General features: G+C 65.1%; 26 protein-coding genes and 2 pseudogenes. 19 read left to right on the top strand and 9 right to left on the bottom strand.

Going from position 1 to position 24,885, the window contains the following annotated elements:
- Positions 1–28 precede the first annotated feature (28 nt).
- Positions 29–1,480: an FAD/NAD(P)-dependent oxidoreductase gene (locus NJQ99_RS15425; protein WP_269333767.1), complete on the bottom strand. Its 1,452-nt coding sequence runs from the start codon at positions 1,478–1,480 to the stop codon at positions 29–31.
- Entirely contained in the window at positions 1,477–1,791 is a 315-nt protein-coding gene (locus tag NJQ99_RS15420) for a (2Fe-2S)-binding protein (protein ID WP_269333766.1), read from the bottom strand. Before NJQ99_RS15420 ends, NJQ99_RS15425 begins: the two co-directional genes overlap by 4 nt.
- A 176-nt stretch (positions 1,792–1,967) precedes the next feature.
- On the opposite strand from NJQ99_RS15420, the gene NJQ99_RS15415 reads away from it, so the two are divergent.
- The 12 genes from NJQ99_RS15415 to NJQ99_RS15360 all read left to right on the top strand — a co-directional run bounded on the left by NJQ99_RS15415 (position 1,968) and on the right by NJQ99_RS15360 (position 12,817).
- Positions 1,968–2,780 (top strand): transporter substrate-binding domain-containing protein, encoded by an 813-nt coding sequence (locus NJQ99_RS15415; protein ID WP_269333765.1) that lies wholly within the window; start codon positions 1,968–1,970, stop codon positions 2,778–2,780.
- Between the two features lie 74 nt (positions 2,781–2,854).
- Positions 2,855–3,529 carry an amino acid ABC transporter permease gene (locus NJQ99_RS15410; protein ID WP_269333764.1) on the top strand — a complete coding sequence of 225 codons (675 nt, stop codon included), beginning with the start codon at positions 2,855–2,857 and terminating at the stop codon, positions 3,527–3,529.
- On the top strand, positions 3,529–4,218 hold the full coding sequence (locus NJQ99_RS15405) for an amino acid ABC transporter permease (RefSeq protein WP_269333763.1): 690 nt from the start codon (positions 3,529–3,531) through the stop codon (positions 4,216–4,218). Before NJQ99_RS15410 ends, NJQ99_RS15405 begins: the two co-directional genes overlap by 1 nt.
- Positions 4,196–4,933, top strand: a complete 738-nt coding sequence (locus NJQ99_RS15400; protein ID WP_269333762.1) for an amino acid ABC transporter ATP-binding protein — start codon at positions 4,196–4,198, stop codon at positions 4,931–4,933. The genes NJQ99_RS15405 and NJQ99_RS15400 overlap by 23 nt, the downstream gene beginning before the upstream one ends.
- A gap of 29 nt (positions 4,934–4,962) precedes the next feature.
- Complete coding sequence (locus NJQ99_RS15395) at positions 4,963–5,877, top strand: DUF6282 family protein (protein WP_269333761.1); 915 nt, start codon at positions 4,963–4,965, stop codon at positions 5,875–5,877.
- A 20-nt stretch (positions 5,878–5,897) separates the two neighbouring features.
- A complete protein-coding gene (locus NJQ99_RS15390) occupies positions 5,898–6,905 on the top strand; it encodes a phosphotriesterase family protein (RefSeq protein ID WP_269333760.1) in 1,008 nt (335 codons plus the stop codon).
- A gap of 16 nt (positions 6,906–6,921) precedes the next feature.
- The gene (locus NJQ99_RS15385; protein WP_269333759.1) at positions 6,922–8,157 is read left to right on the top strand and encodes a M20/M25/M40 family metallo-hydrolase; all 1,236 of its coding nucleotides are present in this window, start codon (positions 6,922–6,924) and stop codon (positions 8,155–8,157) included.
- A gap of 388 nt (positions 8,158–8,545) precedes the next feature.
- Complete coding sequence (locus NJQ99_RS15380) at positions 8,546–8,701, top strand: hypothetical protein (protein WP_269333758.1); 156 nt, start codon at positions 8,546–8,548, stop codon at positions 8,699–8,701.
- An 85-nt stretch (positions 8,702–8,786) separates the two neighbouring features.
- Positions 8,787–9,644: a sterol desaturase family protein gene (locus NJQ99_RS15375; protein WP_269333757.1), complete on the top strand. Its 858-nt coding sequence runs from the start codon at positions 8,787–8,789 to the stop codon at positions 9,642–9,644.
- A 74-nt stretch (positions 9,645–9,718) separates the two neighbouring features.
- On the top strand, positions 9,719–11,158 hold the full coding sequence (gene xrt, locus NJQ99_RS15370; protein ID WP_269333756.1) for an exosortase: 1,440 nt from the start codon (positions 9,719–9,721) through the stop codon (positions 11,156–11,158).
- A gap of 204 nt (positions 11,159–11,362) precedes the next feature.
- Positions 11,363–12,076 (top strand): 5-oxoprolinase subunit PxpA, encoded by a 714-nt coding sequence (pxpA, locus tag NJQ99_RS15365; RefSeq protein ID WP_269333755.1) that lies wholly within the window; start codon positions 11,363–11,365, stop codon positions 12,074–12,076.
- A 111-nt stretch (positions 12,077–12,187) separates the two neighbouring features.
- Positions 12,188–12,817, top strand: a complete 630-nt coding sequence (locus NJQ99_RS15360) for a glutathione S-transferase family protein (RefSeq protein WP_269333754.1) — start codon at positions 12,188–12,190, stop codon at positions 12,815–12,817.
- A 120-nt stretch (positions 12,818–12,937) separates the two neighbouring features.
- On the opposite strand, the gene NJQ99_RS15355 is transcribed toward NJQ99_RS15360, so the two are convergent.
- A complete protein-coding gene (locus NJQ99_RS15355; RefSeq protein ID WP_269333753.1) occupies positions 12,938–13,738 on the bottom strand; it encodes a methyltransferase domain-containing protein in 801 nt (266 codons plus the stop codon).
- A 66-nt stretch (positions 13,739–13,804) separates the two neighbouring features.
- On the opposite strand from NJQ99_RS15355, the gene NJQ99_RS15350 reads away from it, so the two are divergent.
- The gene (locus tag NJQ99_RS15350; RefSeq protein ID WP_269333752.1) at positions 13,805–14,935 is read left to right on the top strand and encodes an AraC family transcriptional regulator; all 1,131 of its coding nucleotides are present in this window, start codon (positions 13,805–13,807) and stop codon (positions 14,933–14,935) included.
- 194 nt (positions 14,936–15,129) lie between these two features.
- Here the strand turns inward: NJQ99_RS15350 and NJQ99_RS15345 are convergent, their stop codons facing one another.
- Positions 15,130–16,047: an AraC family transcriptional regulator gene (locus NJQ99_RS15345; protein ID WP_269333751.1), complete on the bottom strand. Its 918-nt coding sequence runs from the start codon at positions 16,045–16,047 to the stop codon at positions 15,130–15,132.
- A gap of 156 nt (positions 16,048–16,203) precedes the next feature.
- Between NJQ99_RS15345 and NJQ99_RS15340 the strand changes: the two genes are divergently transcribed.
- Positions 16,204–16,746, top strand: coding sequence for an SDR family NAD(P)-dependent oxidoreductase (locus tag NJQ99_RS15340; protein WP_269333750.1), 543 nt, complete (start codon positions 16,204–16,206; stop codon positions 16,744–16,746).
- A gap of 13 nt (positions 16,747–16,759) precedes the next feature.
- Positions 16,760–18,403 (top strand): SDR family oxidoreductase, encoded by a 1,644-nt coding sequence (locus NJQ99_RS15335; RefSeq protein ID WP_269333749.1) that lies wholly within the window; start codon positions 16,760–16,762, stop codon positions 18,401–18,403.
- A gap of 76 nt (positions 18,404–18,479) precedes the next feature.
- Here the strand turns inward: NJQ99_RS15335 and NJQ99_RS16405 are convergent.
- Positions 18,480–18,765: pseudogene (locus NJQ99_RS16405) on the bottom strand (hypothetical protein); the annotation flags it as partial.
- A gap of 655 nt (positions 18,766–19,420) precedes the next feature.
- Here NJQ99_RS16405 and NJQ99_RS15325 point away from each other — a divergent pair.
- From NJQ99_RS15325 to NJQ99_RS15315, 3 genes are all read left to right on the top strand, one after another.
- Positions 19,421–19,771 carry a hypothetical protein gene (locus NJQ99_RS15325; protein ID WP_269333748.1) on the top strand — a complete coding sequence of 117 codons (351 nt, stop codon included), beginning with the start codon at positions 19,421–19,423 and terminating at the stop codon, positions 19,769–19,771.
- A gap of 300 nt (positions 19,772–20,071) precedes the next feature.
- Positions 20,072–21,085, top strand: a complete 1,014-nt coding sequence (locus tag NJQ99_RS15320) for a fatty acid desaturase (protein WP_269333747.1) — start codon at positions 20,072–20,074, stop codon at positions 21,083–21,085.
- The gene (locus NJQ99_RS15315; protein WP_269333746.1) at positions 21,082–22,167 is read left to right on the top strand and encodes a zinc-binding metallopeptidase family protein; all 1,086 of its coding nucleotides are present in this window, start codon (positions 21,082–21,084) and stop codon (positions 22,165–22,167) included. Before NJQ99_RS15320 ends, NJQ99_RS15315 begins: the two co-directional genes overlap by 4 nt.
- A 195-nt stretch (positions 22,168–22,362) precedes the next feature.
- Here NJQ99_RS15315 and NJQ99_RS15310 read toward each other — a convergent pair whose 3' ends face one another.
- The 4 genes and pseudogenes from NJQ99_RS15310 to NJQ99_RS16400 all read right to left on the bottom strand — a co-directional run.
- Positions 22,363–22,743: a DUF6481 family protein gene (locus NJQ99_RS15310; RefSeq protein ID WP_269333745.1), complete on the bottom strand. Its 381-nt coding sequence runs from the start codon at positions 22,741–22,743 to the stop codon at positions 22,363–22,365.
- On the bottom strand, positions 22,740–22,973 hold the full coding sequence (locus NJQ99_RS15305; protein ID WP_269333744.1) for a hypothetical protein: 234 nt from the start codon (positions 22,971–22,973) through the stop codon (positions 22,740–22,742). The genes NJQ99_RS15310 and NJQ99_RS15305 overlap by 4 nt, the downstream gene beginning before the upstream one ends.
- Before the next feature lie 130 nt (positions 22,974–23,103).
- Positions 23,104–23,313 (bottom strand): cold-shock protein, encoded by a 210-nt coding sequence (locus tag NJQ99_RS15300; RefSeq protein ID WP_269333743.1) that lies wholly within the window; start codon positions 23,311–23,313, stop codon positions 23,104–23,106.
- 197 nt (positions 23,314–23,510) lie between these two features.
- Positions 23,511–23,691 (bottom strand): annotated as a pseudogene (locus NJQ99_RS16400) (IS6 family transposase); the annotation flags it as partial.
- Between the two features lie 102 nt (positions 23,692–23,793).
- Between NJQ99_RS16400 and NJQ99_RS15290 the strand changes: the two are divergent.
- On the top strand, positions 23,794–24,672 hold the full coding sequence (locus tag NJQ99_RS15290) for a haloalkane dehalogenase (protein ID WP_269333742.1): 879 nt from the start codon (positions 23,794–23,796) through the stop codon (positions 24,670–24,672).
- Positions 24,673–24,885: the final 213 nt, after the last annotated feature.

Genomic DNA, 24,885 nt, shown 5'->3' with positions numbered 1-24,885 from the left:
CCGATCACCGCGATGTCATGGATGCCGGTCACAGCGGTGCCGCCTTCGGAATCGGGATGTCGTCATAGTCGAAGTCGCCGACGATGTCGGCCAGCGGGACCGGGCGCAGCGGCGCCCGGCCGGTCCAGAACCTCGCGCGGTCGCGCCCGCCGACATGCGCCGCCAGAAGCATGGCCGCAGCCTCGCCGCAGGTCCGGCCCTGGCAGGGCCCCATGCCGCAGCGCGTCCAGGCCTTCAATTGATTTAGGCTGTCTGCCCCATCAGCCATCGCCGCATCGATTTCTGCGCGCGTCACATCCTCGCACCGGCATACGACAGTGTCCGGTGTCATTGTCGCGGCAAGGGCCGGGCGCGGCGACATCAGCCGGGCCGCCGCTCGGCCGAACCGTTCGGCCCGCGCCAAAGCCCGCCGGTCGGCGGCGGCGAGCGCGTCGAAACGCGCACCGTCGATCAGACCGAGATCATGTGCCGCGGCGAATCCCGCGATACGCCCCTTGTGGAGCGCGGGAACCGCGCCCGATATGCCCGCCGCGTCTCCGGCAACGAAGAGACCCGGCACACTGGTTCGGAAATCGCCATCCGTCTCGGCAATCCAGCCGCCCCGTTCCGGCAGGTACCCGTGCCGGGCGCCGAGCAGGCGCGTGACCTCGGTCGACGGAACGAGGCCGTGCCCGATGGCGAGGCAATCCGCGCTCACGATCCGTTCCGCGCCCGAGGGCAGAGGGGCACCTGCAGCATCGACCGGCCGGATCGCGATTGCGAGGCCCTCTCCGTGGCTCCGGGCGGCTACAACCGCGTGGCGGCGGTAGAGGGGCACGCGCGCCTTTGCCAGCGCGGCCAGCCATCCGGCCCCCTGCCGCAGCAGATCCGGGCGCGACAGCATGTCGGGAACCCCGGCCAGCCAGTCGCGCGCGCCGGCGAGATCCACCACGGCCTCGACACGGCCGCCAGCCTTCAGGATCCCGACTGCGACGGCGGCGAGCAATGGCCCGCATCCGGCAACGACCGTCGAGCGGCCCGGCAGCACGCCTTGCGACTTCAGCAGGACCGTCGCGGCGGCAAGGCCGATGACGCCAGGCAGGGTCCAGCCGGGAAAGGGAATGACACGCTCGGTCGTCCCCGCGGCGACGATCAGGGTCCGCGGCGTCCAGCGCACAAGACCATGCGGACCGATGGCATCCACGGCCAGGTCGCGCGAGATCGACCATGCCCTGTGCCCCGCGGCGTGCGTTACCCCGCTTTCGCCGAGCGCGGCTCTCTGCCGTGCGCCCTCTCGCGCCTCGGGTGTATCCGGGGCATCGATCCCATAGGTCCCGGGAGGTGCCCGGTACACCTGCCCCCCGGCCTGCGCGTTCTCGTCAACGACGACCACACGCGCCCCCGCCGAAGAGGCTGCCGTCGCGGCGCCGACGCCCGCGGGGCCGGCGCCCAGCACCACGAGGTCGACGGACTGCTCCGCACGGACGCCGGCGCCCTTCATCCCGGATCTCCGGTCACGACGACCATACCGGCGCGCACGGGCTCCATGCAGCTTGGCACCCGCCGCCCGTCGACGGTCACGACGCACTCCTGGCACGAGCCCATGAGGCAGAACATGCCGCGCGGGTTCGCGTCGCGCGGGCTGCGGCGGAGCGTGCGCCTGCCATTCACGAACAACGCGACCGCAAGGCTCTCGCCCTCCGGCGCCTCCATCTCGGCGCCGTCCACGATGAAGGTCACGTGCGCCCCGCGCACGAAACCGCGGCGCACACGCAAATCGGCGACCTGTGGTTGCTCAGAGGACCTCTTCACGCGGGCGAACTCTTCCCGTTGACAAGCCTAGACGTTGATGTTCCCATACTGTACAACATGCGTGTGCAGTTCGTATACCTAAAAAAACATGCAAAAAAGGCATGTTATGGGAGGATCTGAACGAGAGTTGCGTTCGCCGGCCACTGATGGCCGCGATCACAAAGGGAGACAGATGCATGCTCAAGACACTGCTGCGTACCGCGACGCTCGCGGTTGCCGTGACCCTCGCCGCGCTTGCGCCGACAAAGGGGGAAGCCCGGTCGCTTGACGAAATACTCTCCTCCAAGAAGCTGGTTGTCGGCGTCAATCCGACGCTGCCTCCGCTGGGGCTTTACAACGACAAGAACGAGATCGATGGCTTCGACGTGGACGTCGCACGGCGTCTTGCGGCCATGCTTGGGGTCGAACTCGAGGTGGTTCAGGTCGGCTCCCCTGACCGGATTCCGTTCGTGGCGAGCGGCAAGATCGACATCGTCCTGGGCGCGATGACCCGCAATCCCGAGCGTGCGAAGGTCATCGACTTCACCCTGCCGGTCCATACCGAGGTTTTCGGTGTCCTGACGACCGAGGCCAAGCCCTACACCGACTGGCGCGAACTCAACGACCCGGCGGTCAAGCTGGTTCAGGTCCGTGGCACGACGCCGATCAAGTTCATCGCCGAGAACCTGCCGAAGGCGCAGGTGCTGCAACTCGACAACTACCCGGATGCAGTGCGGGCCATCGCGCAGGGCCGGGCCGACGCCATGGTCGACGTCGTCGACTTCGTCGGCGAGCACATGAACAAGCACAAGGTCGACTGGAAAGTCGTGGAAACGCCGGTTGACGTCTACTACTGCTCCATCGGCGTGGCAAAGGGCAACGACAGCCTGCGCAACTGGTTGAACGTGGCGATCTTCGACCTGCATCGCCGCGGCTTCATCGACGAGACCTGGGTGAAGTGGTTCGGTATCCCGATGATCTTCGACGTCAAGGCTTCTCCGTACTTCTGAGCTGAGCGCGGGCGTCTGTCCTTCCCGACGGACGCCCGCGTCCCGCTGACATTCCCGGCGCGGATTCCTCACGCATGAACTACACGCTGCAGTTCGGCCAGGTTACCGATCACCTGCCCTATCTCATGGCGGGCGCGCTCGTCAGCCTGCAGATCGCCTTCCTTGCGTTCTGCGGCGGCATGGTCATCGGCCTTCTCGGCGCGACGATCCGCTCCTTCGGGCCGCGCTGGCTCGTCCGCATCGTCGACATCTACGTCAGCTTTTTCGCCAATACGCCGCAGCTGGTGCAGATCTATTTCATCTTTTTCGCATTGCCCGACGCGGGCATCCTGCTCTCGCCGTTCTCCGCCGTCGTGCTCGGCATGACGCTGAACGCGGGCGCCTACCTCACCCAGATCCAGAAGGCCGGCTTCGACAGCATCCGCCGCGAGGAGTTGGAGGCGGCCCAGACCATGGGTTTCAGCCTGGCCCAACAGGTTCGCTACGTGATCCTGCCGCACATCATGAAGGTTCTCTTTCCACCCCTGTCCAACCAGTACATCCTGATGACGCTCGGCTCCTCGATGGCCGCCGTGTTCGGCGTCGAGGAACTGACCGGACGCGCCATGACGATCAACGCGATGACGTTCCGCTCGATCGAGATCTTCTCCATCACCGCGGGTCTGTATGTCGTCGTGACCTTTGCCGCGACGCTCATCCTCGCCCTCGTCGGGCGCTACATGTTCCGCGCCAAGATGAGGATCGTGTGATGTGGGAGCGCATTGTCGAGGAAGCGCCGGCCTTCTTCACCTACTGGAACCTGATCTTCCTGCTGAAGGCGCTGGGCGCGACCTTCCTGCTGTCGGCCGCGGGGTGCCTCTTCGGATTCGGGGTCGGGTTTGCGCTCGCCGTGCTGCGCAGGACGCGGGGGCTGGGGCTCATATGGGCGCGCTGGCTCGCGATCCTTTTCACGGAGACGTTCCGGCGCATCCCCTTCCTCGTTACGCTGCTGCTGACCTTCTTCGTGTTCCAGGCGCTGGCCATCGACCTCACGCTTTTCACCATCGCGGTGATCAGCGTCTGCCTGATCGCGACCGCCTTCATCGCGGAGATCGTTCGCGGCGGCATCGAGTCCGTGCACCAGAACCAGTGGGACGCAGCCGAAGCCATGAACTTCAGCTACTGGCAGACGCTGCGCCTCGTCATCATCCCGCAGGCCTGGAAGGTGATCATCCCGCCCGCGTTCAGCTTCTTCGTCCTGTTCATCAAGGATACCGCGCTCGCGTCCCAGATTGGCGTCGTGGAGCTGACCTACGCCGGAAAGGTCATGAACAACAAGGGCTTCTCCGCGGCCCTCGTGTTCGGGACGATCCTCATTCTGTATTTTGCGCTGTCCTACCCGCTGGCGCGCTTCGGCTTCTGGATGGAGAAGAAACTTGCCCCACCTCGAAATCGCTGAGCTGAAGGCGAACTATGGCCCGGTGACCGTCCTCGAAAGCATAAATCTCGAGGTGGCGAAGGGCGAGATCGTCAGCCTGATCGGTCCGTCGGGTTCGGGCAAGAGCACGCTGCTGCGGGTCATCATGGGGCTGCTACCGCCGATTTCAGGCGAAGTGCGCGTGGACGGCGTGCCGATCGACTACGCCAGCCGCAAGAGCCTGCGCGAGGTGCGCCGCCGCTGCGCCGTCGTGTTCCAGCAGTACAACCTGTTCCAGAACATGACCGTGCTGCGCAACGTGACGGTCGCGCCGATCAAGATCCAGAACCGTCCCGCGGCGGAGGTCGAGGCCGATGCCAGGCGCCTTCTGGCCCGGGTCGGCCTCTCCGACAAGCTCGACGCCTATCCCGATCAGCTTTCGGGCGGCCAGCAACAGCGGGTCGCGATCGCCCGGGCATTGGCGCTGAAGCCGGAAATCCTGCTGCTGGACGAGGTGACGTCTGCCCTCGACCCCGAACTGGTGAACGAGGTTCTGGACACCATACGCATGCTGGCGGCCGAGGGCATGACCATGCTGATCGTGAGCCATGAAATGGCGTTCGTGCGGGAGGTTTCGTCGAAGGTCGTCTTCATGGCCGATGGCCATGTCGTCGAGGTCGCGCCGCCGGCCGACCTGTTCGATGCGCCGAAGAAGGAACGGACACGCGACTTCGTCGGAAAGATCCTGCGGCACTAGCCGTCCTTACAGGGACAAGGGAGGAAACGATGTTGCCTGGGGCGGACATGCTCGTCGGCGCCGTCGACAATCACGTGCATTGCTGTCCGCACATAAATGCGCGGTCTATCGATGTGCTGACCGCCGTGCGTCAAGCAGCCGATGCCGGCATGGCGGCGATCGGCCTGATGGACAATTTCTGCAACACCTCGGGCTACGCCGCCCTCGCCATGCGGGAGTTGGGCGGACTGGGGGTGGAGGTATTCGGCGGACTGATCATGGAGCCGCCGGCGGGTGGGGTTTCAGCGGAGGCTGCGCGTATCGCCCTGGGCTACGGCTATGGCGCGGCGCGCGACGGGGCGCGCTTCATCTCCCTGCCGACCCATCACACCCGGTTCATCGCGCGGGCCGAAGGACGCTCCCCCGCCTATGTCGAAGCCTGCCTGGGCATCCCGGAGCGGGGAGAACTTCCCGATCCCCTGCCCGAGATCCTCGACCTGATCGCGGAGCGCGACGTGGTCCTGAACACGGGCCATGTGTCGGGACCGGAGGCCGTGCGCGTTGTCGAGGCGGCACGCGCCCGGGGCGTGACGCGCATTCTCGTGCCCTCGACACACTACGATGCGGAGACGGTGCGCGCCGTTACCGCCGCAGGCGCGATTGCGGAGTTCTCGTTCTTCTTCCTGAGCCACGCGACCCAGGTCGGGCTGACGCATGTTGATGCCGAGAAGCACACGGTCGACGCCGTGACACTTCCTCAACTCGCGCAATTGATCCGCGCGGCTGGACCTGAGCATACGATCCTGTCGGGCGACTGTGGCGTCTTCGTCCTGCCACCCCCGGTGGAAGGCTTTCGCGAGTTTCTTTTGCTCGTGCAGAGCGCAGGCTTCGGCCCGGAAGAAATGCGCGCCATGTCGGCAGCCAACGCAGCCCGTCTGTTCCGCGTGGGCGAGTTGGCCGCGTGACGCAGTCCGGGCCACACGTCATGACCGTTCTCGGTCCCATTGCGCCGGACACCCTGGGACCGACGCTGATGCACGAGCACGTGTTGTGCGACATCACGCCGCCGGCGCTTGCCGCCAAAGGCGGTCCCGAGGCCGAGATCACGCTGGAGACCTGCTGGGAGATCCGCCACCAGTGGTGCAATCACCTCGGCAATCACCGGCTGACCGACGAGGCGGTCGCCATTGCCGAACTCGAACGCCTGCATGCCGAGGGCGGCCGCGCATTGGTCGAACTGACCTGTGCAGGCATCGCACCCCACCCGGCTGGCCTTGCGCGCGTGTCGGCGGCGTCCGGCGTCCACATCGTCATGGGCTGTGGCTTCTACGTGGAGGCATATCTCGACGCCTCGGCGCGCGGTGCGTCCGTCGACTGGCTGGCCGGCGAGATGGTCGCAGCCGTGCGCCACGGGATGGGAGGCATCCGTGCCGGGATCATCGGCGAGATCGGCTTGAGCAGCCCTTGGACAGAGGCCGAGAAGCGCGTGCTCGCCGCCGCCGCTGTTGCACAGTGCGGAACGGGCGCCTCGCTCAATGTCCATCCGCCACGCAGTCCCTTCGATCTGGTCGAGGTGGTGGAGTTCATCCGGGCGCATGGGGGCGATCCGGAGCGGCTCGTCATGAGCCATGTCGACCGGACGCTCTTTGACGTCGACGGTCTCGTCCGGCTTGCGGATACCGGCTGCGTGATCGAGTTCGACTTCTTCGGCATCGAAAGCTCCTGGTATCCGTTCCAGCCCGACATCGATCTCCCCAACGACGGGACGCGGCTTCGGCTGCTGCGCGGTCTCGCCGACTCTGGACACCTCGATCGCATCGCGGTTTCGCAGGACATCTGCACGCGCACGCGCCTCGTCTCCGGGGGCGGTCACGGCTATGGGCACCTGTTTCGCAACGTGATCCCGTTGATGCGGTTACGCGGGTTCACCGAGGCGGAGATAGAGCAGATGTTCGTTCACACGCCCCGCCGGCTTCTGACAATCGCGGCATGAGCAGGAGAGCAAAGTCATGACCGGTGACACCCTTGCACGCGCCCTCGACGCGGTGGACAGCGCCTTTCCGCAGGAGACGGCCTTCCTCGCGGAACTGGTGCGCGTGCCATCCGACAATCCGCCGGGAGACTGCGCGCCGCACGCGGAGCGCACGGCCGCGCTGCTGGAGCAGTTGGGGTTCACGGTCGCGCGCGATCCGGTTCCCGAAGCGGACGCCGAGGCTCACGGAATGGTATCGGCGACCAACCTGATCGTGCGTCACCGGTTCGGGGATGGTCCGGTGTTAGCGCTCAACGCGCATGGCGACGTCGTCCCACCAGGAGAGGGATGGACGACCGACCCCTATGGCGCGGAGATCAGGGACGGCTGGATGTACGGGCGCGGCGTCGCGGTCTCGAAGTCCGATTTCGCGACCTATGCGTTTGCGCTCCGCGCACTCGTTGCATCTGGAGTGCAGCTTTCGGGCACCGTCGAACTCCACCTGACCTATGACGAGGAAGCCGGCGGCGAGATCGGGCCGCGCCGCCTGCTGGACACGGGGTTGTCGAAGCCCGACTTCGCGATCTGCGCAGGCTTTTCATACGCCGTCACCGTGGCGCACAACGGGTGCCTTCACCTGGAGGTGACCGTGACCGGGACCTCCGCTCACGCCGCGCGACCCGACACCGGCCACGATGCGCTGGAGGCCGCCTCGACATTGCTCGCGGCGCTTTACGCCTACCGGAAAGGACTTGCGGACATTCACTCGGCGGTACCGGGCATCGATTCTCCCTCCATGGTGATCGGGCTTATCTCGGGTGGGATCAACACGAACGTGGTGCCGGACAAGGTCACTCTGCGCATCGATCGGCGCATCGTGCCCGAAGAGGACTGCGAGGCCGTGGAGGCCGAGTTGAAAGCCGTCGTCGCAAGGGCGCTTGATGGGCTGCCGGGCATCGGTTGGCGCACACAGCGGGTGCTGCTCGCACGCCCATTCGGCCCGGTACACGGTTCGGATGCGCTGGCGGCAACCGTCGCGGAGGCTGCACAGGTGGAATTGGGTGTCGACGTGCCGCTTGAAGGTGTGCCGCTCTACGCCGATGCGCGCCACTATGCGGCTGCAGGCATCCCGACTGTCATGTACGGAGCAGGTCCTTCAACACTTCTGGAGGCCAACGGTCACCGCGCAGACGAACGCGTTGCGCTTGAGGATCTCAGGAAGGCCACACGGGTGATCGTCCGGGTACTTTTCAGGCTTCTCGAGCGGGCATAGGAGATCGCTTTGCCCAATGCGAACGGGCCTCCGTCTCCGCCTGGGGGGACGACGTCATGCGCCGCCGACATTTCCCGACCTTGCGGCGATAGCGATCCCAAGTGCTCGACAGGTCGCAAAGACACCCGTTGATCGAGCGACTGCTGAAAACAGGTCAGGGCGCAGGGGACTGAATTCGCCCCGTCGCTCCGGACTTTTCCACAATGGAAAACGCACCGTCAGCCTTCTTTTCACCCATTCAAATCATATGGTCGCAAGTTATTGAAATATTTGAGTGCGAAATGGGCACAATTATTGCTTGTCAGACCCTCCAGGGGACGCCGGACTGGCGCGCCCCTGCCGCTTCTTCGGATGCGGCAAACAAGAAGAGACAATGATGGAGGGTTCCATGTCTCGTATCCTGACCCTGATCGCACCGGCTGTGCTGCTTGCAACGCCGGCGCTTGCGAGCGGTCCCGTGCCGACCCTGCCCGGCCCCAGCATTCTGGGTCTCGCGGCGGCGGCGGTGGTTGGCGGCGTCTATCTGGCGCGCCGCAGAAAGTAACCGGCAGACGGGGCGCGGCCGGCACCGGGCACCCGGATTCCGGCCGCCTCCTCGCCGGACGCCGCTACAAGGCCGGGCAGAACGGATGTCAGAGATCATCACGCTGGTACAGGCGAACGCCTTCTACGTCGCATTGATCGTTTTCGCGCTGCTGGAGCTTTTCGCACCGTGGCATCGCCACCGGGTCAGCCTTGCGATCCGCTGGACAACGAACGGCGGCCTTTATGCCATGACGCTGTTGTTGCACCGCGTCGTGCTGCCCGCGACGGCGATCGAGGTCGCGGGGTCCGCATTTGCCGCCGAACACGGCCTGCTACGCCCGCTGATCGGGTCGGAGTGGCTGGCCGCAGCCGCCACGGTCCTGATCCTCGATGCCTGCAAATATGCCGAGCACGTGGTCCTGCACCGCTCCGCCCTCCTGTGGCGCCTGCATCTGGTCCACCACGCGGAAACCGAAATCGACTTCACCACCGCAGAGCGGCACCATCCGCTTGAGACCCTTGGCAGCATGGTTCTGACGCTCGCCATCGTGGGCGGCCTCGGTCTGACGGCGGAGGGTATCCTGCTTTATGCGATCCTGGCGGTCGCCGTGACCATCTGGTCGCATGCCAACCTGCAATGGCCCGCAGGTCTGGATCGCGCGGTGCGCACGATTTTCGTGACGCCGGGAATGCATTTCATCCATCACTCGACATGGCAGCCGCAGACCGACAGCAACTATGGCGTGGTCTTCTCCTTCTGGGACCGGACATTCGGAACCTACCGCGCGCCGGAAAGCGAGCGTCTGGACGAGATCACGGCGGGCCTCGAGTATTTCCGGGAGCCGGACGACATGCGCTTCCTGCGCACACTCGCGCTGCCCTTCGTCCGCGACCGGCAGGCGGGCGCTCCCGTTCCGGACGCCGGGCGCGCGCAGCCCCCCGCCGGCGAAGCCGCCGAATGAGCCGGGCGCATCCCGCAGGAACCTCCGGAAGCCTCGCGGCAACACCGCAGGCCGCATACGCACCCGGATGGGGGATGGTACGTGCGGGCCTCGCGCTGGCACTCGTCAGCCTGCTGGCGGCCCACGCAGCGACCGCGGCCGACATGGTGCGCATCTGGGCGGCGAACGAGACCTACAACCATGGCTTCCTCGTGTTGCCCACGCTGCTGTACATCTTGTGGGACCGGCGAGGGCGGATCCTGCAGGAACCGCCCTCGGGCAGCCTGACAGGCGTCGCCTTGACGATCGCGTGCGCCGCAGGTTGGAGCGTTGCGGACCTCGCCGGCATTGCCGAGGGCCGCCACCTTGCGCTCGCCGGCATGGCGGTCGGCGTGCTGCACGCGGGATTGGGTCCGCATGCCTTCCGGGCGGCGCTGCCGCCCTTGCTGCTCGTGGTCTTTCTGGTTCCGACAGGCCAGCAATTGCTGCCGGCGCTGACATCGCTTACGGCCTGGTTCGTCGCGCAGGGTAGCGCACTCGCCGGACTGGAGACGGTACGCGACGGCCTGAACATCACCGTGGCGGGTCAGCCCTATGCCGTGGTCGCTGCCTGCGCCGGCCTGGGAGAATTGCTCGCGACGTCCTTCGTTGGCCTGACGCTCGGCCTGCTGCTGTTTCGTACGGTGTTGAAGACCGCGGCGCTGACTGCGGCGGCGGCCGTCGCGGCCATTGTAGCGAACGGCATAAGGGTGAACCTGATCGTCCTTTACAATCACTGGCAGGGCGCGGTGATGGACATCTCCGCCCATCGCGGCGTGGGGTGGGCGGTTCTGGCGGTCATTCTCGCGCTGCTCCTTGCCGCGGCCTATCGCATGCGCGACCAGGCAGGCGATACCGTGCCGGTGCGCGAGGCAGGCGTTGCGCGTCCGCGCCGCGCGGTCGCGCTGGCTGGCGCCGCCGCCGCCGCCGCGATCGTCGTGACGCACGCGTGGCCGGCACCGGGCCTGACGGCCGCCGCCATCCCCTCCATTTCCGCGCCGCAAAGCGTGGGCGGATGGGAGAAGGTGACCGGCCCGCAGGACTGGAGCCCGGCCGCGCCGCATGCAGACGCAACCCAGGCGGCCGTCTATGAGCAAGGCGGGCAAAGAGTCCTGGTCTTCCAGGCGCTGGCGGCGCGCCGCGGCGCAAAGGTTGCGGGCGCGGCGCTCGACCTCGCGCCAGACGCCTTCTGGTGGATCAAGGAGCGCCGGCCGCGCCGCGTGTGCGGTGGCGGCTATTGCTTTCAGGGCGAGACCGTTGTGCTCGATCAGACCGAAGGGCCGCGCATGGTGTTCGCAGACACCTTTCTCCACGTCGACGGCGAGAGCGTGCCTTCCCGCCGGGCGCTTGCCGCGGAACGCACGCTACGCCTGCTGGCGGGTGCGCATCCCGTGGCGGGCGTCCTCGTCGTCGCACACGAAGGAACGGCCCCGCTGCCCGACGCCGTACTCCTAGAGTTCGCCTCAGCCTTCATGGCCCGGCGCGGAACACACTGACACCCGGCCGCCATGGCATCGTCGCGGCCGTCCACACATGGCACCGCCTGCCGAACCGATCTTCTGTCGCTTTCAACCGCCTTCTATCCGTCAATGCGGTTCGGCTGAAAAATCGTAATATCCCCTTCTGGCCGTGTTTGCGCGCATGAACAGAAATCGGCGCGAGCGCGTTCTTTTGCGCAACATCCACCGAAGGAGTTCACAATGCACCCCAAGATAAATTGCGACATGGGCGAAGGGTTCGCGATCTATTCGGTCTGCGACGATGCGGAAATGATGAAGCACATCGACATCGCCAATGTGGCCTGCGGCTTCCATGCCTCCGATCCTGTCGTCATGCACCGGACGGTCAGGCTGGCAAAGGAAAACGGCGTCCTGGTCGGCGCGCATCCCTCCTACCCGGACCCGCAGGGCTGGGGACGGCGGGAGATGAAGATCGAACGCGAGGAGCTGCGCGACATCATCATTTACCAGGTTTCGGCGCTGAAGGGCTTCCTGGACATGCACGGGATGCCGCTCAACCACATCAAGCCGCATGGGGCCCTGTACGGGGTCGCGGCCCGCGACGAGGAGGTTGCGAACGCAGTGGCCGACGCTGCCGAGGTTTTCGGGGTGCCGCTTTACGGCATGGCGAACACCCTGCACGAGAAGGTCTACACATCGCGCGGCGTCGGCTTCGTCGCAGAACTGTACGCAGACCTGCCATACGCGGGCGACGGGCGCCTGATCATCATGCGCCAGCCGCCCAAGGTCACCACGGAGCAGGTGATCGCCCGTTGCATGAAGGCAGTAGAGGAAGGCGTCGTCGACACCCTCGATGGCCACGACATCAAGATCGATTTCGATGTCATCTGCGTGCACTCGGACACGACGGGTGCGGTGGAAGCGGCCAAGGCCCTCAAGGCGGCCCTCAGGTAATTTGCCTCCCGCCGGCCGTTCCCGCTGCGGGGGAGCGGCCGCTCCGGTGGGGTGGCGCGGCGCCGTCGCGCCCCCCGAATTGCCTGCCCGAAGCAGAGTGAGAGAACACGCATGAACGCCACGAGCCGCTCAGGCAACAACCCGAAGTGTCCCGACATGGTGCTCTATGGCGGCCCGACCTCGCCCTTTGCGCGCATGGCGCTGGTGCTGGGGCGCGAGCTGGGCATCCCCTTCAGGTATGAGGTCCTCAACATCTACACGGCCGAGTTCATCGACCGGCTCAACCCGCTGCGGCAGATCCCGACGCTGATCGTCGGAGGCGACACGGCCTACTACGACAGCCGCGTGATATTCGCCTGTTTCGATCGCTTGTCCGGCCGGCCCTCGATGCTGCCCGGGGATGACGATGCGCAGGCCACGCGCATCGCGCTCCTGCTCGGCCTGACGGAGGCGTGCCTGCATTACCGCATGGAGATCATACGGCCCGACGGCGCCCGCAGCGACGAGACGATCGCCAAGCAGAGCCAGCGCATCGAGCGCTGCCTGGATCACCTCGAAGGGATTGCGGATCGCATCGTCGAGGGGCCGCTGCGCCTGGAACAGATCGTCGCCGGATGCGCCCTGGAGTACATCGACTTCCGCTTCAGCACCGCGTGGCGCGCCCGGTGCCCGGTGCTGTCGGACTGGTCGGCGACCTTCTCCCGCAGACCCGCCATGGTGGAGAGTCGGCCGGATGAGTGATGCGGGCGCACATCGGCCTGCAGATACGGGCCCTGGGCCTCATGCTTCTGGTGCTGCGCCTCGGAATTTCCGGCCCGACTCCTCCCGGCCTGAACCGATCGGCACGCGCCGGGTACCACCTCACGGTCCGTCCATCCGCGCCGTCAGGATCAGTGCGGGCATCTCGAAGACGATGCTGCCGTCCTCCCGCGCGAAGGGTGCGAGTTCGGTTTCCGCAGCTTCCAGAAGGTGCTCGAACTGGCCCTCGTCGAGGATCCCTCCAAGGGTCCAGGCACAGGCGCGCTCTGTCGACACCAGGGACGCGACCGACGGGAAGCTGACGTCCCCGCTCCGGCGCGCGACCGCAGCTCCCGGCAAGCCTGCCTCGGTCGCCAGGCGCTTGAGCACCTCCGCGTCGCCGAGGGCAAAGGGCGCGCGGAACGCATCCCCCACCCCGCGTCCGAACAGCCGGTCGAGCAGTTGCGCGAAGGCGCTGTAGCCTGCCGAGTGCCTGATGTTGTCGCACACCGTCACCGCAATCCGGCCGCGCGGCCGTGCAACCCGCCTCATCTCGCGGAGAGCGCCGGCCCGGTCGTCGAAGAACATCAGGCCGAACTGGCTGACCACGGCATCGAAGGTGGCATCGGCGAACGGCAGGGCCTCCGCCGGCGCCTCGACCCACTCGACGGGCCGCTGGCTGGCGCGCGCAACGGCAAGCATCTGCGGATTGACGTCCAGTCCGACGACCGTCCCCCGCGGCCCGGCCCGTTCCGCGGCCGCGCCGGCAAGGACACCGGTCCCACATGCCACGTCCAGCACATGATCGCCCGGACCGATGCGGGCTGCCGCCGCGGTGACGGGCCCCCATTGCGCAAACAAGGCCGGCACGAAGCAGTGCTCGTAGACCTCCGCCGGATTGGTCGGTTGCCGCTGTAGGGTCATGCCTGCGCCTCCCCGGTCCGTGGGACCGTCCATGGTGCAAAATGGAATATCAGTGTAGACTGACGCATGGCTCAGCCCCATGGCCGGGCATCCGTATCTTCTGCCGGATCGTCCGGAAAACGCGCCCCCCTCCCTATCGCGGCACCCGCCGCGAAAGCCCGCCCTCCGCCCGGCGCTGCTGTCCCGGCGTCCGATCCGCTGTCCGATGTACTGCGTTCGATCCGGCTCACCGGTGCGCTGTTCTTCCTTGTGGAGGCGCGGCAGAACTGGGGGGTCGAGGTGCCGCAGGCACGCGAATTTGCCGCGCAGATCCTGCCGCGGGCGCGCGACGTCATCTCCTATCACGTCATCCTCGAAGGCGGCGGTTGGGCCTGCGTTTCCGGGCAAACGCCGGTCAGGTTCCGGGCAGGCGACGTTCTCGTCATGGCGCATGGCGACGCCTATTCCCTTCTGGCCGAACCCGATCGGACGCCGGAGTTTTCAGGGTCCGAGACAGTTCGCTTTCTGGGCCAGATGGCGGCGGGAAAGCTGCCGTTCGTCGTCGAGGAAGGGACGGGCCCAACGATCACGACGCGGTTCATTTGCGGCTACCTGGGGTGCGACCGGGTACCCTTCAATCCGCTGCTTGGGGCGCTGCCAGCCCTGCTGCACGTGCGCGCAGATGCCGTCGAGGACGAGGGACCCCTGCCTCGGCTCATCGAGCTTGCGCTCGCGGAATTTCAGGTGCGCCGCCCGGGTGGAGACGCCCTGCGCCTCACCTTGAGCGAGCTGATGTTCCTCGAGGTCTTGCGGCTCACCGCGGCGCAGCCCTCGCCTGACGAGAAGGGCTGGCTCCGGGCCCTGCAAGACCCCGTCCTGTCCCGCGCCCTGTCGCTTCTGCACACCCGCCCGGCCCATGCTTGGAGGCTGGCGGCGCTTGCCGCGCAGTGCGGTGTCTCGCGGACGGCTCTGGCGGAGCGGTTCTCACGGCGTCTCGGATGCGCGCCGATGCGCTATCTTTCGCTCTGGCGGATGCAGATCGCCTCGCGTCTGCTGATCAAGACCGGCAGCAAGATCGCCGCGATTGCAGAGGAGGTCGGGTATGCCTCCGAGTCTGCCTTCAGCCGCGCCTTCAAGGGTGCGACCGGGCAATCCCCCGGCGCCTGGCGAGCCGGCTCTGCCACCCGCTCTCCGGAAGATGGAGGCATCAAGCCATGAGCCGGTATTGTCAGAGGAATGAACCGAGAGTGGCGCTTGGAGCCTTGGCTTCTGGCTTGAGCCCAATAACTCACTCATCTGAGGAAAGAACTATCTTCCGTAGCGCCGCTGGAACCCACCGGTGACCCGGCTGCCGGATATCAAATGATTTTCCTCTGACAACGCGGCGGAAGAGGCTGGCCATCCACCGATGGCTATGGACGCCGCATGGTGGTCTCAACGGTTTTCCTCTGACGACTCCCTCTGTCCTGCCTTGGCGGCACACCGAACTTCCGGGCGTATTCCCGCGAGAACTGGGCTGGGCTTTCATACCCGACCGCGAACGCGATTCCGGAGATCTTCTCGTTCGTGCTCCGCAGCACATCACGCGCGCGGAGCAGGCGCAGGTCCTTCTGGTATTGCAGCGGCGACGTGCCCGTCACCGCCTTAAAGTGTTCGAAGAAGGCCGAACTGCTCATGCCCGCCCGCTGCGCGAGGTCCCCGACAGAGATCGGTCGGGCGAGATCCGACTGGATCTCGCGCGTGGCCTGGAAGATTCGGCTGGCCGTCGTTTCGTGCCAGAGGAGTTTCCGAAGCGGCTCGGCATGCGGCCCCAACAAGAGCCGGGCATGGATTTCCCGGGCTGTGATCGGCGCCAGCAGGCGGCGCGCATTTTCGCTGTCGCAGTGCCGCAGATAGCGCAGAAGCGCCTCCTCCAGTTCCAGATCGGCCTGGCAGAGCGATATCGAGAACGGATCTTTCGGGCTCCCGCCGGATTTGGGCGTCACGTCGGCGGCGAGCCCGCGCATGAGGTCGAGATCGATCGGGAAAACGAGCGCGACATATGGGCGGTCGGGCGTGGCCTCGGTGATGCGGGAGACGACCGGAACCGCATGGGTGACGACCAGCGATTGCCCGTCGGCGATGCGCAAGGTGCGTGCGCTTGTGCCCACCTCCTTGGCGCCCTGCAGCACGAGGCAGAGAAGGGGCCGGTAAACGGTCGCATCCTGCCCGGTCGCTGCGGAAAACCGCAGGAAGTGCAGGCCGCTCGACCCGTGCGCGAGCGCGCCCTGAGCCGGGCCTTCCCGGTCGAGCAAGGCCGATACGTGATGCAACAGGCCTGTGTCTGCCATGGCTCTCTCCCTGCGAACCGCCTAGCACAAGTTTCCGGCCAGCTTGAACAAAAATTGCCTCAGACGGAGGATCAGGCAAGAAATCTGGGCGATAGGGAAAGAATGGCCGCCGCCGTCGAAGTAGGCTCGACAAACCGACAAGCGAGCAGGGTGAACATGGCGAAGGTGATGATCACGGGGATAGGGGGCGGCTTCGGCAGGCCCACGGCACTGGCACTGCTTGAAAAGGGACACGCGGTTGCGGGCAGCGTGCGCAATCGCCAAGGCAGGAACGCCGGCACGGTCGCCGAACTGGAAGCTGCAGGCGCGCGGATCGTCGAGCTGGACATAACGGAAACAGCCAGCACCGAGGTGGGCGTCGCCGAGGCCAATGCCGCACTCGGCGGTCTGGATGTCCTCTTCAACAATGCCGGGATCGGCTCCTACGGCATCCAGGAACTGATGTCGCCCGAGGACATGGCACGAGTATTCGACGTGAACGTGATGGGCGTGCAGAGAGTCATGCGCGCGGCCCTGCCCCACATGCGTGCGCAGGGCGCCGGCACTGTCCTCTACACCTCAAGCCTGATCGGCCGGATCGCCACCCCCTTCTATGGCACCTATTCGGCGTCGAAGTGGGCGCTCGAGGCCATTGCCGAATGCTACCGGACGGAGCTGTCGGGCTTCGGCATCGAGCGGATGCTCGACCTGAACGCCTGAAGGAGAGAAGCCCATGAAAACCATCCTGATCACAGGAGCCTCCTCGGGCATCGGCAGGGCAACCGCCAAACGCTTCCAGGCCGAAGGCTGGACCGTGATCGCCACAATGCGCGACCCGTCTACCGCAGCCGAGCTTGACGGTCTGGAAAACGTCCTCGTCACCCGGCTCGACGTCACCGATGCGGGATCCATTTCGGACGCCGTCGCAGGCGGCATCTCCCGGTTCGGCAAGATCGACGTGCTCCTGAACAACGCCGGGTATGGCGCCTATGGTGCGCTCGAAGCCTTCTCGACCGAGCGGATCCGTCGCCAGTTCGACACCAACGTGATCGGGCTCCTCGAGGTGACGAAGGCCGTGCTGCCCCATATGCGGGCCAATCGCTCCGGCACGATCGTCAACATCTCCTCCATCGGCGGGCAGATCACCTTCCCGCTCGGCACGCTGTATCACGGCACGAAGTTCGCGGTCGAAGGCCTGTCCGAGGCTCTCCACTACGAGTTGGAGCCGCTCGGCATCCGGGTGCGAATCGTCGAGCCGGGCATGATCAAGACGGACTTCGGCGGCCGGTCCTTCGATTTCGCGATGGACGAAAGTCTCTCCGACTACGCCCCCACGGCCGAGGCGATGGGACGTCTCTTCGGCAAGCTAGCCTCCGACCCGTCCGCGCCCGAGGTCGTCGCCGGGGTCATCTGGGACGCGGCCAACGAGACCGGAGACCGCCTGCGCTTCCGCGCCGGTCCCGATGCGGACCGCCTTCTGGGCGACCGCAAGGCACAGGATGACGGCACCATCGCCGCCATCATCAAGCATTTCGAAGGCGGCCAGGGCACGGCCACCGGTCTTTCGGCGCTCATCGCCGAAGAGTTGAACATGTCGCTCCAGGACATCAGGTTCGAGATGGCCCCTGCGGACAACGCACGCTACGCCAATCTGTTCTTCGGCTCGCAAGGTACCGGCGGCTCGACGGCGATGGCGAATTCCTTCATGCAGTATGGGACCGCGGCGGCCGCAGCCCGAGAAATGTTGATTGGCGCCGCCGCCGAGGCTTGGGGTGTCCGCCCGTCGAACCCGATCCTTCGCGACGGCATCATTTCCGGTGCCGGCCATTCGGCAGGGATCGGCGATTTCGTAGCCGCTGCCGCAACGCGCGACGTACCCGCCGAACCGCGACTCAAGGACCCGTCCGAGTGGCGCGTGATCGGCGTCGACCAGAAGGGCCGGCTCGACACCCCAGCGAAGATCGACGGCTCGGCACAGTTCTCGATGGACGTTCAACTGGACAACCAGATGGTCGTCGCGATCAGGCGCGCGCCACGTCTCGGCGGGACGGTCGCCACCTTTGACGACAGCGCCGCGCGCATCATTCCCGGTTTCATCATGGCTATCGAGATGCCCAACAACAGGGGCGTCATGGTCTACGCCGAAACCACCTGGGCCGCCTTCCAAGCACGCGACGCGCTTGAGGTGAGCTGGGATTTCTCGGCCGCCGAGTCTCGCAGTTCCGACGCGCTCAAGGCTGAGTTGTTCGAAATGGTGCGAACCACGCCTGAATACCAAGCCTCCGAGACCGATCTGGCCAACGCGATCCTCGCGATCGGACAGCCCATACCGGCCGCCCTACCGATGGTTCGCAGCGGAATCAGGTTTTCCGGGTAAGAGGGTGATGCTTTCACGTGCGGACGGCCCCGTTGATGCAAGGGGCGAATTGAGCGATGGCTGATCGAGCTGCGCCTTGCCGTAACGGAAAGCGTGAGTTTCCGGCCCGGTCGTTGAGCCACCGGCCGGTTTCCTGACGGCCCGCAGAGCCCAGTTCCCGCAGGGCCGCGCCACAGGATCTGAGCCGGTCCGTGACGATCGTTTCGGGCTGACCGAACCGCTTCCTCGTGCCTGATGTCGATCCCTGGTTCGTGCAGCAGGTCCTCGACGTTCCGGAGCGAGAGCGGGAACCGGACATACATCATCACCGCGAGGCGGATGACCTCGGGCGATGTCTTGAAATACAGGCAGAGGCTGAGCATCCACCGAGGCTGAGGCTAAGGACACCGCTTGTCGGCCTCAACGGATTTTCCTCTGACAAGACCATGGCCGTTACCGTTCCAGGCGGGCTCCTCCTGAAGCCACGGAAAGTCAGCCATTTTAAATATTTTAAAAATCCCCCCATAAATATTGAAATAAATAAATATACCCCTATATAAATAAATTCGAGTTGAGGAAAATTCACACTCCGGGCATGTATCATTTTCGCCCTGTTGACTTCTTGATTTTGATTTTTCTGATCCGGCCTGCTCGAGGCGTCCGCTCTCTTGCGCCCGGGCTGCTGCGCGACCGGAAAAGCGCGCAACAGAACATGGGGAAAGGGCACCCCATTGTGCCCAGATGCCGGAGGCAGCAGATGAGCGACCCAACCGCCCGGGACGACCCGGAATTTCTTGCCACTTGGGAGATTCCCAAGACCAGAGACTGCCTTCGCTGCGGCACCGCGTTCGAGAGCCGCTGGTCCGGAGAGCGCATCTGCCCGCACTGCAAGACCAGTCATTCATGGCGCAACGGGCTTCCCCTCAACACACGCGCATCTTCGAAGCCACGCAAGCGCTGAGGGACAATATGCCCATCTGTCGGCGCAGGCCTTGAAGCGGCGCCTGTCTCCCCTTCTTTCATCGTGAGGATATGCACATGACCGCACCGGAATGGATGAAACCAGCCTCCTATGGCGCTGTCCTGGGGGCCATCGCCCTCGCCGTCATCGGGTTTACCGCGGGCGGCTGGATGACAGCGAAAGCCGCCGACGAGATGGCCTCGGCGAAGGCCCGCAGCGAGGTCCTTGCCGCCCTTGTTCCCATCTGCGTCGTCCAGTCGGAGCAGGACCCGCAGATGCAGGAAACGATGGCCAACATGAAGGCCGCAAGGACCTACGAACGCGATGACATGCTCATGAAAGCTGGCTGGGCCACGATGCCGGGATCGGCGGAACCAAATCGTGCGGTCGCCAGTGCATGCATGGATCGACTTGCCAAAACTTTTTGAACCAGCTCCGCTGGAATCGGGCGCTCCCGGTTGGCGCTGGGAGCGCCTCATTCGTGCCGGCGCAACAGAGGCCAAACAGAGCAAGCCACGATTACATAAAGCGGCCCAAAAATAAGGACCGCGCGTTTGGGCGGCCTCTACGCCGAACGCGCTCTCAAAACTCGATCCCGCCATCTTTCTGGCGACAACGCCCCGCGGCAGAGAGTGGCCGGGCCCAACAACAATCCTGAACGAATATTGTCCATCGCAGCGGGACAGTGCAGGCTGATAAAGGGATGCCCTCCGTCTCGAGAGGCCTTCATGAGCGAAAATTCAGAGCTTCGTCGGCACGCGCAGCCTTTTCAGGTGCCCCTGATCGGCAAAAGCGTCTCCCAGGTGGCGACCTCGTTCGGCGGCTTCCTTGCCACGTGCGCGGGCATGTACGTGCTGAACGAGACGTCATTCTGGCTTGCTCTCGTGCTGGCTCCACTGGCCGCCGGATTTCTGGTGCGCATCTTCATCATCCAGCACGACTGCGGACATGGGTCGTTCTTTCGGGGGCGGCGGGCGAATGATGCCCTTGGCCTCGCGTGCAGCCTGCTGACGCTGACGCCCTATGCATCGTGGCGACGGCAACACGCCGGCCATCACCGCGTGTGGAACGATCTCGACCGGCGTGAGAGCGGGGCTGACATCTACTCGGCCTGCCTGACGGCCGCCGAGTATCGCGACATGAGCCCCTCCCGGCGCTGGTGGTACCGGACGACCCGGCATCCCTTCATCGCCAACATTCTGCTGCCGCCGCTGGTTTTCCTCTGTCTCTACCGGGTGCCGTTCGACGCGCCGGCTGCGTGGCGGCGGGAGCGCCGCGCCGTCTACACGACCGACATCGCGCTGGCCGCCATGTTCGGCGGGCTCGGCCTTCTGCTCGGATTCGACGCGGTCGCGACGGTCCATCTCCCGGTCATGGTCCTGGCGTCCATCTTCGGCGTATGGCTGTTCGCGATCCAGCATCGCGGCGAAGACGTTCTGTGGGCCCGCCACGACGATTGGGATGCAGCCTCCGCGTCGCTTAAGGGTTCGACATTCCTGCGGCTGCCTGCCGTCCTGCAATGGTTCACGGGCAACATCGGGTACCACCATGTGCATCACCTCAACCCGCGCATCCCGAACTACCGGCTCCAGGAATGCCACGAGGCGCTGCCGCCGCTACGGAAGGTTCCGGGCATGTCTCTCCGCGATGGTCTTCGCGCCGTGCGGTTCATCCTGTGGGACGAGGATCTGGGCCGGATGGTGACTGTCCGCCAGGTCGACATGCGCGGGACCGGCGCATGAAGCTGTTCGAGTGCCAACACTGCGGCCAATTGCTCTACTTCGAGAATACGCGGTGCGAGCGCTGCGGGCACGTGCTGGGTTACCTGGCAGACCGGTCGGCACTGAGCGCCCTGACTCCCGAAGGGGGCGGACGCTGGCGTGCGCTCGCCTTTCCCGGCGAAGAGTTTCGTTTTTGCGCCAACGCCATCCACGATGTCTGTAACTGGCTGGTCCTGGCCGACGGGCCGGATGCGTTCTGCCGTGCCTGCCGCCTCAACCGGACGATCCCGGACCTGGGCGTACCCGCGCACCTCCTGCTCTGGCAGCGGCTGGAGGCAGCAAAGCATCGGCTGGTCTACGGCCTTCTGCGCCTGAAGCTGCCTGTCACGAGCCGGTTCGAGGACCCTGGCAGCGGGCTCGTGTTCGACTTCCTTGCCGGATCGAGCGGGGCGTTCCAGGAAGGCCCCCAGGTCATGACGGGTCATCGCGAAGGGGTGATCACGATCGATATCGCCGAGGCCGACGATGCCGAACGCGAGCGCCATCGCCAGGACATGGCGGAGCCCTTCCGAACGCTCCTAGGTCACTTTCGTCACGAGGTCGGCCACCACTACTGGGATCGTCTCGTTCGCGACAGCGTCTGGCACGACGCCTTCCGCGAGATGTTCGGGGACGAGCGCGCGAACTACGCCGAGGCCCTGGCCGCGCACTATGCAAACGGCCCGCGGCCCGACTGGCAGGAACGCTTCATAAGCGGTTACGCCGGCTCTCATCCGTGGGAGGATTTCGCCGAGACCTGGGCCCACTATCTGCACATCGTGGATACGCTGGAAACAGCCGCCGCCTTCGGCATGTGCGTCAGGCCGGCGACCGGCCGCCATCCTGTGATCGTGATGGAAATCGACTTCGATCCCTGCCGGCAGCGCGATTTCGACGCGCTGATCTCAGCTTGGCTGCCACTCACCTATGCGGTCAACAGCCTCAATCACAGCATGGGCCAACCGGATCTCTACCCCTTTGTCCTGGCTCCGGCGGTGATGGGAAAACTGCGCTTCATCCATGGGCTGATCCATGGGCCAGAGGTGCTCAAAGAGTATTCGTGATGGGGTGCTGTCATGTGTGGACGCCCTCTTTGATGCAAGGGACGAATTGGATGTTGGACCCATCGTGCTGCGGGTTGCGGTCGTGTGTCTGGCCTTTGCGCGCAGTGCATGTGACCGCGGGCCATGATGAAGTCCGCGTACCGGGTCCCTATCGGACCATGAGGTAATTTTGTCCTGACAGCACCGCCGTCGGGATCAGCGCTGTCTCGCCTTGCGATTGGCATAGCGCCGGTCGCGCTCGGCTTTCCTGGCGGCCTCGTCCGCGATGACACGGGATATCCGATCCTTCTCAGCCTTCTCACGCGCTTCGATTTCGGCCCTGGCGGCCGCTTCGAGGGCGGCTTGATGTGCAGCGGCCTCGGCTTGAATGCGGGCCTGCTCCTCGCGCTTGATCCTGTCACGCTCCGCACGGCGCTCTTCTCTCGCCACAGCTACGGCGAGACGTTCTTCCTGCCGCGCCAGCCGGGTCGGCGCTGCGGCCTCCTGTGCCGCACGAAACGCGCGAAGCTGAGCGGCCTTTGCGTCGGCGGCCGCGCTACGACGATCGGAGAGGTCGCTTTCTCTTGTTTTTCTCAATTCTGTGTTCCGTTTCGAGTGTTGTCGGGAAAGGCGGCCGCGGTCGCCCGCGAGCGCTCTTCCTGTTCACGGGCGAGGCGTGCCGTCCTCAGACGCAACGTTTTTTCCTCGCGAGTCTTCGCGATCGGGTCGACCACGTCTGCTGTAGGGCTTCGCGCAAGGAACTGCGATTGCGCCTTGGCAAACGCAATTTCGGCCTGCCGACGCGGCCTGCTGTATGTCGGTGTCATGGGCGGGTTAACTCGTTGGGCCCTTGCCGGCGCGGCAACAAAAAAGGTCAGGCTATTCGCCTGACCTTCCTTGGTGTCGTGCTTCCGCCAGTGCCGGGAATTCCGTGGACGACGGAAGGCAAGAGCAGTTTCAGGCTGCCTGGAGGTTGCAAGCGGACATCTTGCCCGACTTGTTGTCCCGTTCCATGTCGTAGCTGAGCTTCTGACCTTCGACGATCTCGCGCATTCCGGCGCGCTCCACGGCGGAGATGTGAACGAACGCATCCGCGCCGCCGTTGTCAGGCTGAATGAAGCCGAAGCCCTTGGTGGAATTGAACCATTTGACTGTGCCAGTGGCCATGATGGACCCCTTGATAGCGTATTGAGTGACCGCCCGGCGAATACCTGGCGGATGGAGCGAGCGATTTTTGAGAGGGAGATCCGTTCACGGCGCGATTTCAATCGCGCAATAATCAAAGCTCAGCAAGCAAATATCGACCAAAGCTTTATGAAGGAAATACATCCGGATGTCAACCCTTCATTCGGACACGTTCAGCCGGCGAACACCGGCGCGGAGCGGTTCCACCAGAACCGCACCGTTCCTTGGGCGATGTCGATTTCTCGCTCGTGGAGCAGGTCTTCGACGTTCCTGGCCGAGAGCGGGAACCGGACCTACATCCTTAACCGAGAGGCGGATGACCTCCGGCGATGCCTTGAAATAGCAGAAGGGGCTGGGCAACCACCGAGGCAAGGGACACCGCCCGGGAGGAGCAACGGATTTTCCTCTGACAACACCCATGCGAGGGACGATCTCGCGGTGGACAGCCAAGGCAGGATCACAATGACCAACGACTGGGCTGCGCAGAAGCGCAAGGTAAAGGTGAACGGCCGCCAGATGGCCTATGTAGAACGCGGCGAAGGACGTCCGATCGTGCTCCTGCACGGCAACCCGACCTCGTCCTTCCTGTGGCGCGACGTCATGGCCGAATGCGACGGGCTTGGCCGCCTGATCGCCCCCGACCTGATCGGCATGGGCGATTCAGACAAGCTGCCCGATCCCGGCCCGGACACCTACATCTTCCAGACGCATCGCAGCTTCGTCGAAGGCTTTCTTGATGCCGTCGGCGTGACCGAAGACGCCATTCTGGTGATCCACGACTGGGGGTCGGCGCTTGGGTTCGACTGGGCGAACCGGCACCGCGACGCGGTGGCGGGCATCGCCTATATGGAGGGCATCGTGAAGCCCCTGGCCGACTGGACCGAGTTCAACCCCCAGGCCGCGCCGCTGTTTCAGGGCTTCCGGTCCGACAAGGGCGAAGAACTGATCCTCGACCGAAATCTCTTTGTCGAGAAGGTGCTGGTCGGTTCGATCCTGCGGGACTTGACCGAGGCGGAGAAGGACGAATACCGGCGCCCATTCCCCAATCGTGAAGACCGCTGGCCGACCCTGACCTGGCCGCGCCAGATCCCCGTCGCCGGAGAGCCCGCCGATGTTGTGGGCATCGTGTCCGACTATTCAGCGTGGATGGCCGAAAACGACCTGCCCAAGCTCTTCGTCAACGCCGAACCCGGTGCCATACTGATCGGGGCCCCGCGCGACTTCTGCCGGAGCTGGCAGAACCAGAAGGAAGTCACTGTCAAGGGCAGCCACTTCATCCAGGAAGACAGCGGCACCGAGATCGGCAAGGCGATTGCCAATTGGCTGGGCGCGATGCCGTGAAGCCTGATCTCTCTACCGATGGAACGCCACGGTGTGCCAAGCCGGGGGATGGGGCTTGTCAGAGGGAAAGCCGTTGAGCCTGCCAAGCTGCATCCCTATCCACGGTTGATGCCCAGCCCCTTCCGCTATCTCAAGAGGTCGCCGGAGGTCATGCGCCTCCCGGCAACGATGTACGTCCGGTGGTCGCTATCGCCGAGAAAGTTTGAGCGCCTG

This window comes from Futiania mangrovi, assembly GCF_024158125.1.
Lineage (GTDB): Bacteria > Pseudomonadota > Alphaproteobacteria > Futianiales > Futianiaceae > Futiania > Futiania mangrovi.
Note: the sequence above shows the minus strand (reverse complement) of the source record. Positions and strands in the feature narration are given on the sequence as shown.

Bases quoted from the DNA above. Each gene is read 5' to 3' on its own strand.
- NJQ99_RS15425 (WP_269333767.1), bottom strand. From the start codon at position 1,480: ATGAAGGGCGCCGGCGTCCGTGCGGAGCAGTCCGTCGACCTCGTGGTG.
- NJQ99_RS15415 (WP_269333765.1), top strand. From the start codon at position 1,968: ATGCTCAAGACACTGCTGCGTACCGCGACGCTCGCGGTTGCCGTGACC.
- NJQ99_RS15410 (WP_269333764.1), top strand. From the start codon at position 2,855: ATGAACTACACGCTGCAGTTCGGCCAGGTTACCGATCACCTGCCCTAT.
- NJQ99_RS15405 (WP_269333763.1), top strand. From the start codon at position 3,529: ATGTGGGAGCGCATTGTCGAGGAAGCGCCGGCCTTCTTCACCTACTGG.
- NJQ99_RS15395 (WP_269333761.1), top strand. From the start codon at position 4,963: ATGTTGCCTGGGGCGGACATGCTCGTCGGCGCCGTCGACAATCACGTG.
- NJQ99_RS15390 (WP_269333760.1), top strand. From the start codon at position 5,898: ATGACCGTTCTCGGTCCCATTGCGCCGGACACCCTGGGACCGACGCTG.
- NJQ99_RS15385 (WP_269333759.1), top strand. From the start codon at position 6,922: ATGACCGGTGACACCCTTGCACGCGCCCTCGACGCGGTGGACAGCGCC.
- NJQ99_RS15380 (WP_269333758.1), top strand. From the start codon at position 8,546: ATGTCTCGTATCCTGACCCTGATCGCACCGGCTGTGCTGCTTGCAACG.
- NJQ99_RS15375 (WP_269333757.1), top strand. From the start codon at position 8,787: ATGTCAGAGATCATCACGCTGGTACAGGCGAACGCCTTCTACGTCGCA.
- xrt (WP_269333756.1), top strand. From the start codon at position 9,719: ATGGTACGTGCGGGCCTCGCGCTGGCACTCGTCAGCCTGCTGGCGGCC.
- pxpA (WP_269333755.1), top strand. From the start codon at position 11,363: ATGCACCCCAAGATAAATTGCGACATGGGCGAAGGGTTCGCGATCTAT.
- NJQ99_RS15360 (WP_269333754.1), top strand. From the start codon at position 12,188: ATGAACGCCACGAGCCGCTCAGGCAACAACCCGAAGTGTCCCGACATG.
- NJQ99_RS15355 (WP_269333753.1), bottom strand. From the start codon at position 13,738: ATGACCCTACAGCGGCAACCGACCAATCCGGCGGAGGTCTACGAGCAC.
- NJQ99_RS15350 (WP_269333752.1), top strand. From the start codon at position 13,805: ATGGCTCAGCCCCATGGCCGGGCATCCGTATCTTCTGCCGGATCGTCC.
- NJQ99_RS15345 (WP_269333751.1), bottom strand. From the start codon at position 16,047: ATGGCAGACACAGGCCTGTTGCATCACGTATCGGCCTTGCTCGACCGG.
- NJQ99_RS15340 (WP_269333750.1), top strand. From the start codon at position 16,204: ATGGCGAAGGTGATGATCACGGGGATAGGGGGCGGCTTCGGCAGGCCC.
- NJQ99_RS15335 (WP_269333749.1), top strand. From the start codon at position 16,760: ATGAAAACCATCCTGATCACAGGAGCCTCCTCGGGCATCGGCAGGGCA.
- NJQ99_RS15325 (WP_269333748.1), top strand. From the start codon at position 19,421: ATGACCGCACCGGAATGGATGAAACCAGCCTCCTATGGCGCTGTCCTG.
- NJQ99_RS15320 (WP_269333747.1), top strand. From the start codon at position 20,072: ATGAGCGAAAATTCAGAGCTTCGTCGGCACGCGCAGCCTTTTCAGGTG.
- NJQ99_RS15315 (WP_269333746.1), top strand. From the start codon at position 21,082: ATGAAGCTGTTCGAGTGCCAACACTGCGGCCAATTGCTCTACTTCGAG.
- NJQ99_RS15305 (WP_269333744.1), bottom strand. From the start codon at position 22,973: ATGACACCGACATACAGCAGGCCGCGTCGGCAGGCCGAAATTGCGTTT.
- NJQ99_RS15300 (WP_269333743.1), bottom strand. From the start codon at position 23,313: ATGGCCACTGGCACAGTCAAATGGTTCAATTCCACCAAGGGCTTCGGC.
- NJQ99_RS15290 (WP_269333742.1), top strand. From the start codon at position 23,794: ATGACCAACGACTGGGCTGCGCAGAAGCGCAAGGTAAAGGTGAACGGC.